This window comes from Pseudomonas sp. A125 (genome assembly GCF_055409485.1).
Genome location: NZ_JBUZVP010000016.1, coordinates 83,529 through 97,353 on the forward strand (window position 1 = coordinate 83,529; position 13,825 = coordinate 97,353).

Annotated in this window: 10 protein-coding genes; 4 read left to right on the forward strand and 6 right to left on the reverse strand. The window is 57.1% G+C overall.

Going from position 1 to position 13,825, the window contains the following annotated elements; translation table 11 throughout:
• On the reverse strand, positions 1-4,614 hold the full coding sequence (locus tag ACZRN6_RS21490; RefSeq protein WP_464008796.1) for an RHS repeat-associated core domain-containing protein: 4,614 nt from the start codon (positions 4,612-4,614) through the stop codon (positions 1-3).
• A 204-nt stretch (positions 4,615-4,818) separates the two neighbouring features.
• Positions 4,819-5,691 carry a WYL domain-containing protein gene (locus ACZRN6_RS21495; RefSeq protein ID WP_322147746.1) on the reverse strand — a complete coding sequence of 291 codons (873 nt, stop codon included), beginning with the start codon at positions 5,689-5,691 and terminating at the stop codon, positions 4,819-4,821.
• A 122-nt stretch (positions 5,692-5,813) separates the two neighbouring features.
• Here ACZRN6_RS21495 and ACZRN6_RS21500 point away from each other — a divergent pair, with 122 nt between their 5' ends.
• From ACZRN6_RS21500 to ACZRN6_RS21510, 3 genes are all read left to right on the forward strand, one after another.
• Positions 5,814-6,050: a hypothetical protein gene (locus ACZRN6_RS21500; protein ID WP_464008797.1), complete on the forward strand. Its 237-nt coding sequence runs from the start codon at positions 5,814-5,816 to the stop codon at positions 6,048-6,050.
• Positions 6,051-6,482: 432 nt separating this feature from the next.
• Positions 6,483-8,579 (forward strand): AAA family ATPase, encoded by a 2,097-nt coding sequence (locus ACZRN6_RS21505; protein WP_322147744.1) that lies wholly within the window; start codon positions 6,483-6,485, stop codon positions 8,577-8,579.
• Positions 8,579-10,282: a LeoA/HP0731 family dynamin-like GTPase gene (locus ACZRN6_RS21510; RefSeq protein ID WP_464008798.1), complete on the forward strand. Its 1,704-nt coding sequence runs from the start codon at positions 8,579-8,581 to the stop codon at positions 10,280-10,282. The genes ACZRN6_RS21505 and ACZRN6_RS21510 overlap by 1 nt, the downstream gene beginning before the upstream one ends.
• Positions 10,283-10,313: 31 nt before the next feature.
• Here the strand turns inward: ACZRN6_RS21510 and ACZRN6_RS21515 are convergent, their stop codons facing one another.
• Positions 10,314-10,694 carry a MerR family transcriptional regulator gene (locus ACZRN6_RS21515; protein ID WP_464008799.1) on the reverse strand — a complete coding sequence of 127 codons (381 nt, stop codon included), beginning with the start codon at positions 10,692-10,694 and terminating at the stop codon, positions 10,314-10,316.
• Positions 10,633-11,277, reverse strand: a complete 645-nt coding sequence (locus ACZRN6_RS21520; protein WP_464008800.1) for an NAD(P)H-dependent oxidoreductase — start codon at positions 11,275-11,277, stop codon at positions 10,633-10,635. Before ACZRN6_RS21520 ends, ACZRN6_RS21515 begins: the two co-directional genes overlap by 62 nt.
• A gap of 398 nt (positions 11,278-11,675) precedes the next feature.
• On the opposite strand from ACZRN6_RS21520, the gene ACZRN6_RS21525 reads away from it, so the two are divergent.
• Positions 11,676-11,987, forward strand: coding sequence for a DUF6124 family protein (locus ACZRN6_RS21525; RefSeq protein ID WP_322147739.1), 312 nt, complete (start codon positions 11,676-11,678; stop codon positions 11,985-11,987).
• A gap of 236 nt (positions 11,988-12,223) precedes the next feature.
• Here ACZRN6_RS21525 and ACZRN6_RS21530 read toward each other — a convergent pair whose 3' ends face one another.
• On the reverse strand, positions 12,224-13,000 hold the full coding sequence (locus ACZRN6_RS21530; protein ID WP_464008801.1) for a LexA family transcriptional regulator: 777 nt from the start codon (positions 12,998-13,000) through the stop codon (positions 12,224-12,226).
• A gap of 214 nt (positions 13,001-13,214) precedes the next feature.
• Positions 13,215-13,742, reverse strand: coding sequence for an inorganic diphosphatase (gene ppa, locus ACZRN6_RS21535; RefSeq protein ID WP_003237090.1), 528 nt, complete (start codon positions 13,740-13,742; stop codon positions 13,215-13,217).
• Positions 13,743-13,825 lie beyond the last annotated feature (83 nt).

The window sequence follows — 13,825 nt, forward strand, 5'->3', positions numbered from 1 at the left end:
TTATTTTCTCTTTACAAAATTAGGGTTGATTAATTTTAGGTTGCCTTCGACGGTTAGCTCCAAGGAACCATAGCGCGGATTTTTCAGCCACTCCAGCATGTGTTTCGGAACATCTGTTTCTACATAGTCTCGTCCTCGACTCAAGTCAACCTGATAGCGGTCTTGAACGTCGGCAGCACTTAGAACCTTATTTTTTGCTGGTTCCATGTAAACACGGTTGTTGTCATGCGCGAAAATCTCTCCTGCTTGTTCTATTCCGGTTAATCCTTTTCTGTTGGTGTAGTGCCTAACCCTGACAGTTTGTTCTTTTTTTACGGCTGCGCTTGGCGCGCGTGGGGAGCTGTGATTGACGCTTGCACTGTTTGCTGGATTTGCGACCCTGACGTCCGGTTTACAACCATTCGCACCCGGACAGGTATTCAGCCCCAGCGGATCCACCCACCCCGTCGGGTTGGGCACGTACTGGTATCCGTTCAGCCCGCCCGCCAGCTTCACGGGGTCGGGCGTCAGGTAGCGGCCAATGTCCGGATTGTAGTAGCGATGGCGGTTGTAGTGCAGCCCGCTTTCCGGGTCGAAGTATTGGCCCTGGAAACGCAGCGGGTTGGTGACGGTGTTGACGTCCAGCTTTGCGATTTGGCCATAGGCGCGGTAGTGCGCGGACCAGACGATTTCGCCGTCGGGCGCGGTGAGTTCTTGTGGCGTGCCGAGGTGGTCGAGTTGGTAGTGGAAGGGTTTTACGTCTTCCGGGCCGTAGCCTTTCAGCAGCGCCAACGGGCGGAAGCTGTTGGGTTCGTAGAGGTAGCTTTGGTGGTGATCGGCGCTGTGCTCGGCGATCAGGGTGTCGCCTTGCCAGAAGAACTCGGTGGTCTGGCCTTTTAGGGTTTTGGCGATTCGCCTCCCGAAGGGATCGTAGCGGTAGCTGGCGTGGGTACCGTCCGGCTGGATGACAGCAATCAGTCGGTGTTGGCAGTCGTAGCGGTACTCGGTGACCAGTTGTTGCGCGCGGCCCCGACGTTCGCGCAGGAGATTGCCGAAGGCGTCGTAGTCGTAATGGCGGTCGCCTTGCATCAACAGGCGGTTGCCTTTGATCACGCTCGGGCCGACGCGGTCTTGCATCAGCAGGTTGCCCGCCGGGTCGTGGACGAAGCGTTCCTGCAGATCGTGTGAGTGGTTGGCGCGGGTCAGGCGGTCGAGCGGGTCGTAGTGGTAGTCGTGCTGGCCTTTGCGGGTGTCGAGGATGCGGGTCAGGTTGCCGCGTTTGTCGTAGTCGTATTGGCGGCGCTGGTGGCGTTGTTCCTGTTGGGTGATGGCGTGGGCGTGCAGGCGGCCCTGGTCGTCGTAGTGGTAGTGGCTTAGGAGCTGGCCTTGCTGGCGCTGGTGTTCACGGCCGGATTTGAACAGGTGCGAAGTGAGCGGTTTGCCATTGAGCTCGACGGTGGCGAGGTCGCCGCCCTTGTCGTGCAAGAAGGTGAGGCGGTTGTTATCGGGCAGGCGTAGTTTTTCGAGCTGGCCGCATTCGTCGTATCCATAGCGCAAGGTGCCCCAGCCTTGGTGTTCGGCGGTGAGGCGGTCTTGCAGGTCGTATTCGTAGTGCAGCGGCCAGTGGCCGTCATCGACGCTGAGAAGGTTTCCGAGGCGGTCGTAGGTGTAATCGACAATGCTGCGGTCGGGCAGGGTTTTTCTTACGAGGCGACCGGCAACATCGCGCTCATATCGGGTAACCAGCTGGCTGCCATCGTCACCGTATTCGGTCTTTTCCAGCAGGTGCCCGGCGAGGTCATAAACGTAGGCGGTACGGCGGCCATCAAACCCGGTTTCCTGCTGGATCAGGCCATTGGCGTGATAGTCGAGCCGATAGGTTTCGCCAACCTCGTTTTCAATCTCGGTCAGTAACAACCGGACATTGTCGTAACGGTATTTGAGCTGCGTGCCGTCGGGGTTAATGCGCCGGCTGATGAGGTGCAGACCGTCGGCGTACTCATAGCGCGTAACCCGACCCAGTTCATCGCGCTCGGCGGTGATTTTTCCGTACGGGTTGTAGCTGAATTCGCGAGTGCCACCGTCGGGCTGAATCACCTTCAGCAAACGGCCCACAGCGTCCCATTGGTACTGGGTCAGTGCGCCATGCTCATCCTCGCAGGCAACCTGCCGCCCCAGGTCGTCATAGCGATAACGCCGCACACCGCCATTGGCCAGTTTTTCCTCGGTGAGCTGACCACGCTCGTTCCAGGTCAGCCGCTGGCTGCTGTTGTCCGGATACCAGACGCCGGAGAGTTTTCCGTGTTTGGTGTAGGTGTATTCGGTGTAATTACCGTCCGGATGGGTCTTGCGGGTGATGTCGCCCTGGTCGTTACGCTGGTATTTCCACACCGCGTCACCACGGCGTACAACCCGTACGAAACCGTTGTCATGCTCGTAGGACGTGGGCGCATCGTCACCGGGAAACAGCGCAATCAACCGACCGGCTTCGTCGTATTGATACGCCGTCACCGCCCCCAGCGGATCCTGCTCGACCGTCAGCCGGCCTTTTTCATCGTAGGATTTGAAGTGCTGCGCGCCGTCTGGATCAATCCGTTGCACCAGCCGTGCGCGCTGGTCGTGCACATAGACTTCCTGGCTGCCATCGGCGTTGTGCACGGTGACACTGCCGTTGTCATCCCACACATACCGCGTGTCCATCTGCGAGAAACTGGCCCAGTGCCGGACACACCTTGCAGCCTTGCCAGACCGTTCCCACTCCCAAAAGAAACTCGCCCCACCAGCCAGTTCCCGCTCCAGGATCACCTGCTGATCGTCGTACCGATAACGCTCGCTTTCGCCGACAGCGTTGGTCGCCTCAATCAACCGCCAAGCGTCGTCATACTTGTAGGCAACAACGTTCTGTTCGGTAATCCAGTCCAGCTCCCGCTGCACCTGATAGTCGACCGCAACGATATGCCCGCGGTCATACCGCAGCATCAATCCATGACCAACGCCGTTATCGACCCGCTGAATCCGCCCTGAATAATCGCGGGAAATGCGCAGCCGGTTGTCGTACGCGTCACTGATCGACGTCAGCACACCGTCGCGAAAGTGGTAGAAAAGTGAGGCCTGAGCCAGCACCAATTCATCCGGCAAAGCGCCCAGATAAATCGCCGCCTCCGCCAGGCTGTTGGTGATGGCCGGTCGCGCAGCAGAGGGCAGGGGAAAGGTGGTGCTGCGGTTCTCGTGATCGGTCCACACCACCGATTCACCGCTAACCACCAACCGCTGCGCCAGCGAATGACTCCAGCCAAATCCCAACCCGCAATCCACTTCCACCGCACTGGAGCGATACAACCGCGTCCAGGCAAATGGCAGCACACCCTCCAACGAGCCGTCCGTGAGGGTCAGTAGCTCCTCACCGGTAACCATCGACACCGGGCAGCCATTGGTTGCAGTCTTATCTGCGGGAGCGGCCGCATCTCCTCCAGGGTTTTTCGCAGAAGCCGGTGCATCATCTACATGCGCCTTCTCTCGAATCACGCTGTTCTGACGCGGCCCCCAGCGCATCTGCACGCCACCCTTTTTCAACCCTTCAACGGCGCCCCGAACGGCTACCGTTTTATAACGCCCCACCGCCCCCATAAAACTCTGAAGAACGCTGAATATGCCCTTCACAAACTGAATGGCCGCCTCAACAATCCGGGCGCCGTACCTGAGTACACGCGAACTCAAATAGGCGATGCCCGCTGCCGGCAAAACCACCGTCAGCAAGGCTGCCACCAACAAATCGATCAGCAACGACACCACAAACCCGGCCACCGCCCCGGCGGTACTACCGGCAACCTCGCTCGGCGGCAACGCAGACAGCCAAATCATCGCCGTGCGCAACATCAGGTACAGCGCCGCCTCATCACTGGCCAGCAACATGGCCTGTTCCATGACCTTGGGTGCAGTGCGGGCCAGTTCCATCAGCTCGTGGGCTTTGTCTCCCAGGTTTTCAAACAACTTGCCGGGATCCTTGAAGATCTCCTGCACCTGTTTGATGGCGTCCCACACGCCGGTAATCGCCGCCCAGCTTCCCGCCAGCAAGCCGTTGCCAATCGCGCTCGACGTGGACCTTTCCCAGTGCGGCCTGAAACCGTCCCATTGCTCGCGAAGCCAGCGTTCCAGGTCTGCGATCAACCCGTCGTAAGACGAGAACAGCGCCTCGACCTGCTCCAGCGAAACCCCACCCTGCACCCGCACCCGGTAACGCCTGCCGGCCACACAGGGGTGAGCACCTTTCCCCTGTTCATCGAGCATGACCACGGTTGAACTGCCGTCATCCAGCCCAATCACCTCAACGGGAATACCTCCCAGCGGCACGTCATACACCGACTCGAACTTGCTCTCGATCTCCAGTACGCCGCCGACCTCACAGCGCACCACTGTCGAGAAATTGTCATCGGTCATGCTCACCGACTGGCTCGAATCTCCCACCCGAATGATTCGATCCATCCCCAGCAATGAGGGCAAATCTGCCCCATGACTGACCTTGTCCAGCGCCTGCGAATACCAGGCGCCCACCTGCTGGCGATACACCGCCAGGCTCCGATGAAAGCCATCCAGTTCGTGTTCGATATGGGCAATATGGGACGAAGAAGCAGTCATCCGTGACGTCTCTGCAAGGGCGAGGCGTCGGAGTCTGCAACAGCAAAATGGGGCTGGACGAATGGTTCGGAAAATCAGATTGGGCTTACAAGGTGGGAGTTTTTTTCCGTGCCGAGCCGGCGCCCGGCACTACGTAAGACAGCGATTCGTCTCATTGACCACCGAGCCCCCCCAGGCATTGCACCGGGGAGGAACCCGCGCTGATCAATCGTACAGCCAGGGTTTCAGCTCTTGCAGGTTCTTGACCACGATCTGCTGGGCTTCAGGTTTAGGGTCCAGGTTCTTCGGATCGATCTGATAACGCTGCAGGACATATTTCACCAACGCCTGGCGACTGGGGATTACCAACTGCCCGTCGACCATGCCGAAGTCCGTCTCGATGATCGCCCGCTGGGTCGGCGACAGTCGCTGGTCCGGGGCGATGATCAGGTCCACGGGGGTCTCCCATACCGTGTCCTCGTCGATCAGGTTTTCTGACTTGTCCAGCAACTCCGGCTCGCCCCTCAGACGGCTGAGTACAAAGTCGCGGTACTTGCGGTTCTTCTCGCAGTAGGCGCGCACATGCCAGCGCATGCCGGTGTACACCAGGGTATGAGGCGCTATCAGGCGAATTTCCGGCTCCGGGTTGGCCAGGGAAACGTACTCGGTTTCCAGGCGCAGCCCCTCGCGGCAGGCCTTGAGCAGCGGGCGCAAAATCTGCGGCCGAATGCTGCGGTCAGGCACCTCCAACACCTTGGTATGGGCATAGGCCAACGCCAGCCCTTCAATGTGCGGCGCCCGTTCATTGTTCTGGTACAACAGGTGCAAATAGGCACTGGCGCTGTCGTCGATGAACCTTGGCTTGAACACTTTGCTCGGGACGTAGCCCTTGAGCTGCTTGTCATATGTCAAGTTTCGGGGCGCATGCTCGTTGATGTATGTGTTGATGTCTTTCGACGCCTGCTGCCGGCTGATGCCAAAGCTCTGGATCAAGTGCCCCGTGGTCAGGCGCCCTTCCCACCAGGCGACGGTCTCGATCAAGCGATAGCGAAGTGCCAGGTCCCAGCGTACTTGCTCAATGGATTGCTTGCGTTTCATGACCCCTCCCATGTGTGCCATTACTTTACCTGTATCTGTCCACAGTATGGACCTGTAATCAAAGGCTACATATCGTGTGGCTGTCTTCGGGATCGCCTGAAGCTTGGAAAAGGAAACAGGACATGGGTATGTCGGAGTTGATTTCGACAGGTGCGCTGGTGTTGATCGGTGTGATTCTGCTGGTGCTGCTGATGCAGTATTTGCGGCTGCGGGAGATCTGGAAATTTGTGATGGGCTGTCGCACCGCAACACGCTGGGCGAAGATTCGGGAGATGGAGAACCGTGAGTTGAAGCGGGCGTTGCGGGCGGAGCGGGCGCGGGTGGCGGCGCTGATGGTGGTCTCTACGCCGGCGGAATAAAGAGCGCTGAATACGGCCCCTGCCTTAGTCGGATGGCTAATAGCCACCTGTTCAAGTAGCATCCACCGGCGAAATTCGCGTGCGCTTGCACCGCTCAGTGCCTTGCAGGGCAGTGGGCCGGGTTGGCGCACCTCGACGCTTGGATGGATTCTGAAAACAGCGAGACCCCGGAAGAAGGAGTTTTCTCATGTCTGCATACCCTCTGACTTACTCCGCCGTTGCCCTGTTCTTCCAGACAGCAGGGCGGTAATCCTGTGATCGCCTCACTGATCAGTAGCTGATTACAACCGCGAGATTCGACATTCTTTCAATGAAACGATGAGAGCTCTGATGAGTATTGATTTGGCATCCCCGAAGCACATTTATTCGAGCGTGGCTCGTGAAGTCGATGAGATTTTAAAAAAGCTCGGAGCATCGTCGACGGATGAACAAGTGTCCAAGGCTCAGAGCCGAACTCGCGAAGTGCTGGGGCAATTCCAGACGCAAATCAATGAACACATTGCTGCGTTGGAAGGGAGCGCCGAGTGGGATAAGTTCACCATCGCTTTCTACGGTGAAACCAACGCCGGAAAGTCGACGATCATTGAAACGCTGCGGATCTTGCTTGAAGAGCGCAGTAAGGTTGAAACCCAGGCGCAGTACAAAGCCCTGCAAGTGAAGGCCGGGTTGACTGAAGAAAACTTCGCGGCGTTACTGCAGTCGAGCCAGGACGGCGAACAGCTGCTGGCCGATCTTGAACTGAAGCTCGCTGAACTGGTGCGCTTTCATGATGACCGTCGTGGCGTGCTTGTGGATGAAGTCTCTCGCCTGCAACTGCAGGTGGCAGACAAGAAGGCAAACGCTTCACTGTGGCACAAGCTCCTGAATACGTTTCGCAAGCTGCCAGAAGAGCATCAGCAGGTGCGTAGCGCACTGGCCCTTGATGCCGCAGAAGCTGAAGGCATCGCTGCTGTGGAGCACCTCAAGAAACAGCAACTTGACGCTCTGCAACTAAAAACGGCGGCAGAGCTTGAGCGCGCCCGCCTGGAGCAGCAACTGGAACAGCTGAATGCCTTCGCCGACGGTGGGATCATCGGCAATGGCAGTTCCGATTTCACCCTCGATACCCAAGGCTATGAGTTTCGCGCTGGCGATCAACAGTTTGTCTTGCTGGATGTGCCGGGGATTGAGGGCAAGGAAGCGAAGGTGATCGACAGCATTTGGTCGGCGGTGCGCAAGGCCCACGCGGTTTTTTATGTGACAGGCAAAGCGGCCGCGCCACAGAAGGGCGAGGGTACCAACAAGGGCACCCTGGAAAAAATCAAAGAACACCTGGGGGCGCAAACTGAAGTCTGGACGTTGTTCAATAAACGGGTGACTCACCCGATGCTGCTAAAAGGCGATTTGGTGAGTGCAGACGAGCTGGCCAGCCTGGACGACCTGAACACAAAAATGCGCGAGCAGCTGGGTGATAACTACCAGAAGGTCATTCCCCTGAGTGCCCAGCCTGCGTTCCTGGCCGTTGCCGATTGCCTGCCGCCCGGTTCTCCCCATGCCAAGAACAAGGCCAAGTTTCTCGCCAACTTCACGGTGGAGGAAGTGCTGAATAAAACCAATATCCGGCACTTTCATCAGGTCCTGACGGGTGACCTGGTCAGCGATTACAAGCACAAAATCCGGCGCTCCAACTTCAATAAGGCCAATCGGGTGGTCATGAATGCCAAGGACGAGTTCGACGCCTTGCGCCTTCAATCCTTCATGCCTTTGCGGGACCGTTTGAAAGAAGACGTAAAGGGCTCTTGCGACCAATTGGACATCAGCCTCAAGGGTTTGAAAACTCGCTTGGAAACCCAGGGTGAGCAAGCGATTAACACCTTTAAAAATACGGTTCGACGTCACCTTTACAAGCGTATTGAAAGCGACATCAGCAATGACAGCTTCAAGGCCGCGTTCGAAACGTTGATACAAGAAGGCCAAGCCACGCTTGAGACGCAGTTGCCGAAGAAAATGGACGCTGAACTGCAACGCTTCCAGGCGGATATCGCCGACGTCATCGAGCGATTCCAGGAGTATGCCAATGAGCTGCTGGAAGCTTACGCAAAGGTGCGGGTAGGGCGGATGGACACCCAGTTTGACTTGAAGATCGACATCGACAATGGGCTCAAGGTAAAGAACTTGCTGATCACCCTGGGCAGCGGTGCGCTGTTGTTCTGGAACCCGGCAGGCTGGGTGATCCTGGCGTTGGGCATCGCCGGAGTGTTTTTCGGTGCAGTCAAGGCAGTCATCGGCTTTTTCAGCAGCGATTACAAAATGGCTCAACAGCGTAAGTCGGTTGACGAAAACCTCGACAAGATCACTGCGCAACTGCGCAAGTCTCTGCACGAGAGCCTGGCCGATGCCTTTCCTGAACTGGAAAAGAAAGTCGAAGGCCTCAAGGACGCCCTGGCCGAGCCGGTGCGCCAGGTCAGCGAAATCAATAATACGCTGATCAAGTCCATCGCCGAGCTGAACAAACTGTCTACCAAAATCGAATTAGCAGGTGCCAAATAATGGAAAAGACACTCGGTGCATTCAAAGCGCAGCAGACCCGGGCGCTGGCAATCCTGGAGAAGCTCCAGGCCTTCCTACAGCAGGGCGAAAGCGTTGGGGTACAGATCGATCAGAACCTCAAGGCCAAGTTGCAAACGGCTATCGAGGGCGTTGCTGGCGATAAACTGAAAATCGCCTTGGTGGGCGGTTTTTCCGAAGGCAAGACTTCCATTGCCGCGGCCTGGATGGAGAAGCTGGATAAGTCCAGCATGAACATCAGCCATCAGGAGTCTTCCAACGAAGTTAAAGTGTATGACGTCAGTTCAGAGTTTGTGTTGATCGACACCCCGGGTTTATTCGGTTTCAAAGAGCAGTTCAACGCTGAAACCGACGCGATCGAAAAGTACAAAGACATCACCAAGAAGTACGTCAGCGAAGCGCACCTGGTGCTGTACGTGATGAACTCCACCAACCCGATCAAGGAAAGCCACAAGGACGACCTGACGTGGCTGTTCCGAACCTTGAACCTGTTGCCACGTACCGTGTTTGTACTCAGCCGCTTCGATGAAGTGGTGGATGTGGAAGACGAGCCGGAGTATCAGGACCACCTCAAGATCAAGCAGCGCAATGTCACCGAGCGCCTGCGCGACTTGATCAGCCTCACGCCAAGCGAGGCCGATGCCCTGGCAGTCATTGCCGTGGCCGCCAACCCGTTTGACCGAGGCACCGAGTACTGGCTGGGCAACCTGGACGAGTTCAAGGTTCTTTCCCACATCGGCACATTGCAAGAAGCGACGTTGCGCAAGATAAAGGACAACGGCGGTGCGGTCGCAATCGTGGAAGAGACCAAGAACAGTGTCATCCGCGACGTGCTCGACAAGCAACTGCCCATCGCGGTGCAGAACGATGAAAAGATCGGTGAGGAGGTGGATAAGCTGACCACCATGAGCCTGCGCCTGGAAAAACAATTGACCTCTACCGACGCGCAAATTGGAGACGTGCGTGGCAACCTGCGTCAGTTTGTGGGGGAGTACTTCGCCGACCTGATCCTGCAAGCCAAGGGCCTCAGCCAGGAAACGTTTTCTGACTTTTTCGAGCGTGAAGTCGGCAGCGAAGGCGTCATGGTGACCACTCGCCTGCAAAACGAATTTGAGCGCCAGCTCAGGGCTGTCACCCTTGAAGTCAGCAAGATGAAAGTGGGCTTTGACGCCGAGGTCAATCACTTCAACAGCGCGGTAAAAGTCTTCGGCAAGCAAGGCCTGGACTACGTACTCAAAAGTAACCTGATCAATAACGGCACCATTCTCGCTACCCGGGATGGCCTGGTCAGTGCCGCCAAAATCGTCGGCCTGGATTTGGGCAAAATGCTCAAATTCAAACCGTGGGGCGCCGTCAACCTTGCCAAGGGCCTCAATGGCGCACTGGCGGTGTTCGGCCTGGCCATGGAAGCCTGGGATACCTGGGAGCAAGCCAAGCGCGAACGGGCCTTTCGCGAAGCACTCGAGCAGATGGTGAAAAACTTTGAGACCCAGCGCAGTGAATTACTGGTGCTGATCAACAGCCCGAAATTTACCGAAACCTTCTTTGCAGACTTTGTCGAACTGACAGCAACGGTAGAGGGCGTGAAGCGCGACGTGGCTCAACGTAAAGAGCAGCGTCAGCGGTTTCACGCATGGCGCGAAATGGGAGAGGTGATCGAAGCGGAGTTTACGGTGGTGCGTTAAGGCATCGCGCCCCTGATCCCGGCGGCCTGCCTTACGGCGGGCCGCCATCAGCCGGCAGGCAAAAATCTGATACACCCTCGCGACTTGCTTCAAACTCAACCAGGCCTGCATGCACGCGTTGCAGGGCCTCGATTTGATTGACCAGCTGTTGTTTCTTGTCTGCAATGGCCCGATTCGCCCGCTGCCAGGGCAGCTCATCACCTTGGTAACCTCGCAGAATCACCTGCAACTCCTTGAGCTTGAACCCTAGCTGTTGAGCGCATTTGATAAAACTCAGCAGCTCGACGTTCTGTGGGGAATAAATGCGATATTTACCTTCCCGTTGTGGCGGCGGCAACAGGCCAATCGCCTCATAGTGACGAATCGCCTTGATCGTGGTGCCCGACAACTGCGCGGCTTTGCCGATGTACATGAAAAGTCCTTTTCCCAAAGAGTGCGCCGGCCTGTTGCAGCCATCGGTCCCGTTGCTGTGGCGTGGAGCCCAGTATCGGTCCGAACTGCAACGTCTTGATCGGCTGGATGCCACAAAACGCCAGCGTCGTCTTGCGCATCTGATGCAGCGCGGGCATGCGGTAGAACCACCTGTAATACCACGGCGGCGTGTCCAGGGTCACCAGCAAATGCGCGGTTCGGCCCTTCAGGAGTTTGTCGGGGAAGGCCTTACCCTTGCGGTATTTGAAGGCGAAACCGGACAGGAAAATCCGCTCGATAAAACCCTTCATCAATGCCGGAATACCGCCCCACCAGATGGGAAAAACAAACGTCAGGTGATTGGCCCACAGGATGTCGGATTGGGCGTTGAGCAGGTCTGGCTCAAGAGGTTGGGCCTGGCTGTAGCCGTTGTGCAGGATGGGGTCGAACGTCAGGTCGCCCAGGCGCAGGACGCGTACTTCGTGGCCGGCGGTGTTGGCGCGGGTGATGTAGGTGTCGGTGAGGGCGCAACAGAAGCTCGTGCTGGAAGGGTGGCCGAGGATGACCAGGATGCGTTGGCTCATGGCGGTGGAGTCCTGAAACTAGGGCTTTCAGGGTGAGGTGTGACCTTAAGGGGAGAGTCAAGATGTTGCAGTGATTGGGAATGGCCAGGAAGACGCATCCCTTTCATTTGCAGGACGTTTCCTAGAGAATTCCAAGCGCTTGCGCCAGCAAAATCCCGCGACTAGTCTGCGTTCCGTCACTGCCTATTCAGTGATCGGGTTTAGTCGCCCGGATTCGATTGGCGCACGATCAGTTCATGAGTCAGGCCGTTTTTCGCCTGCACTTTATGGTGGCTGTGCGCAGGGCGCTTTCGGGCGCGCCGGGTTTCCAATCGACCGGTCGACTAACCTGCGTACAGCTGCCACCTTCGTTTAGTCGCGAGAGGTGGTGGCTCCAAACGTTCGATTGGAGTTCTACCATGGTCAAAGTTACCCCCGATCCACCCACGTCCCATAAAGCCTTGCTCAACGACAGTGAGGCCACACGCCGAGCGATCGATCACTACCTCAAGGCACCTGAAGCACCGCCTTCACCCAACCCGTATACCGTTGATGACGACCTTAGTTTCGAAGACGCCTTGGCCCACGCTGCCGAGTTGTTGCATTGCGCCGTGGCGACCGCCCAGGCGTCGACCGAGCCGCTGAACGGTGCGCAGCGGGCGGTGATGCATTTGGTGGAAATGTCGAAGGTGGTGGTGGATCGAGCGCTGGATTGTTTGCAGCCGAGGTGAGGTAACTTCGCGCTCCGACTTTCTTCCGGGCATTAAAAAGCCGGCTTGTGGCCGGCTTCTCGGGGACTGGTTCAGCTTATTTTTGGTAAACCTCACCAGCCTTCAAATCGTTCACCTGAACTCACATCCAGGTGATAAAGGGGCATCAGCGGGAACTCCTCCGCATCGCCAGGCAGGGCGGACCGGCTCACGCCAGCCCCCTACCAAATGTGCGGCGCATAATACCCACATTCGCTTCAATTTCCCAGCTTCGGATCCGATTTAGAGCCTTCGTAGCCCAATAAATGCGCATCCAACGGCACCGGCGGGCGGCGGTTATTCAGGGTCGCCCACCAGAACACCCAACCCAGAATTTCGAAGTTCTGCTCGTGGCGCTGTTCATAGGTCAAAAACTCGTCCGGATGCTCGGCGCTGTTGTGGCTACGCATCCTCAGGCCGCCTCCTGGCCGGTTGTAGAGGTATTTGATGCGCAACATTCCGTCGTGCTCTACCGCGTAGATTTCGCCGTCGATGATCTGTTTGCGCCCGCAGTCGATGGCAAGGGTACTTCCGTCCTGGATGATGTCGATCATGCTGTTGCCGACCATGTAGGCACCCAGTGCCCGCTCCGGGCTTACGTCGATGCTTTCAAGGGTGTGCAGGGAGAGGCGGATGCTTTCGGTTGAGGTGAAGGTGGGGTGGAGGGGAATCTCCACGTCGATTTTTACCGGGCCCGCGACGGGGTGGGCGATGTAGTTGCCGGTGCTCTCGCGGGCTATACGGTGGGATATGTCTGCATCGGTTCCTTCCAGCAGGTAGTTGGCGGGTGGATGTTTGGGGCCCTCGCCGGTGCGCAGCCAACGGCTGGTGACGCACAGCAGTTCTGCGAACTCGTTGAGTCGGCCCATGGGGACGCCGCGTTTGAACCAGTTGTTTACGTGTTGAGGCGTAACATCGCGGTTCTTGGCGAAGTCGGAAGCGGAAAGATGAACTTCCCGTAATAGCGCTCTTAAGCGATCACCTGATGTATTCATAAACGCAGAGTTTACTGGCCGTCAAAACAGATCAAATAAACCATGCGTTGAGTTGCTGTATGTAGGTGTTTCCTTATTGTAGGCTGATTCAATTAGTTAACTAAACTAGTTAAACGATTACTGTAGATGTGTTTATTCAAGTCATTCAGTGTTTATATTTTTCCCACAAAAAAAGCCCCGATTAATCGGGGCTTCTTTTTAACGAGTAGCGGTATCAGCCTTTGTAGGCAGCGACCGACTTCATGATCTCGGCGCGGGCGGCGTCTGCATTGCCCCAGCCTTCGATCTTCACCCATTTGCCTTTTTCGAGGTCTTTGTAGTTCTCGAAGAAGTGTTTGATCTGTTCCAGCAGCAGTGGCGGCAGGTCGGTGTATTCCTTCACGTCGACATACAGCTGGGACAGCTTGTCGTGTGGCACTGCGATAACTTTGGCATCGCCGCCGCCGTCGTCAGTCATGTTCAGGATGCCGACCGGGCGTGCGCGGATAACCGAGCCTGGGGTAACCGGGTAAGGGGTCACGACCAGCACGTCGAGGGGGTCACCGTCGTCTGCCAGGGTGTTGGGGATGAAACCGTAGTTGGCCGGGTAGAACATCGGGGTGGCCATGAAACGGTCAACGAACAGGCAGTCGCTGTCTTTGTCGATTTCGTATTTGATCGGCGCGTGGTTGGCCGGAATCTCGATGGCGACGTAGATGTCGTTCGGCAGGTCTTTGCCAGCCGGAATCTTGCTGTAGCTCATTGGGCGTTGCCCCCGTAGTTGGCCATGAAACATGGCCGGATTGGCCTAAAAGTGGCGGCGATTATAGGCATATTCTGACGCCG

Excerpts from the sequence above, each read along its gene's own strand:
- ACZRN6_RS21490 (WP_464008796.1), bottom strand. The coding sequence starts at position 4,614 with ATGACTGCTTCTTCGTCCCATATTGCCCATATCGAACACGAACTGGAT.
- ACZRN6_RS21495 (WP_322147746.1), bottom strand. The coding sequence starts at position 5,691 with ATGAAACGCAAGCAATCCATTGAGCAAGTACGCTGGGACCTGGCACTT.
- ACZRN6_RS21500 (WP_464008797.1), top strand. The coding sequence starts at position 5,814 with ATGGGTATGTCGGAGTTGATTTCGACAGGTGCGCTGGTGTTGATCGGT.
- ACZRN6_RS21510 (WP_464008798.1), top strand. The coding sequence starts at position 8,579 with ATGGAAAAGACACTCGGTGCATTCAAAGCGCAGCAGACCCGGGCGCTG.
- ACZRN6_RS21515 (WP_464008799.1), bottom strand. The coding sequence starts at position 10,694 with ATGTACATCGGCAAAGCCGCGCAGTTGTCGGGCACCACGATCAAGGCG.
- ACZRN6_RS21520 (WP_464008800.1), bottom strand. The coding sequence starts at position 11,277 with ATGAGCCAACGCATCCTGGTCATCCTCGGCCACCCTTCCAGCACGAGC.
- ACZRN6_RS21525 (WP_322147739.1), top strand. The coding sequence starts at position 11,676 with ATGGTCAAAGTTACCCCCGATCCACCCACGTCCCATAAAGCCTTGCTC.
- ACZRN6_RS21530 (WP_464008801.1), bottom strand. The coding sequence starts at position 13,000 with ATGAATACATCAGGTGATCGCTTAAGAGCGCTATTACGGGAAGTTCAT.
- ppa (WP_003237090.1), bottom strand. The coding sequence starts at position 13,742 with ATGAGCTACAGCAAGATTCCGGCTGGCAAAGACCTGCCGAACGACATC.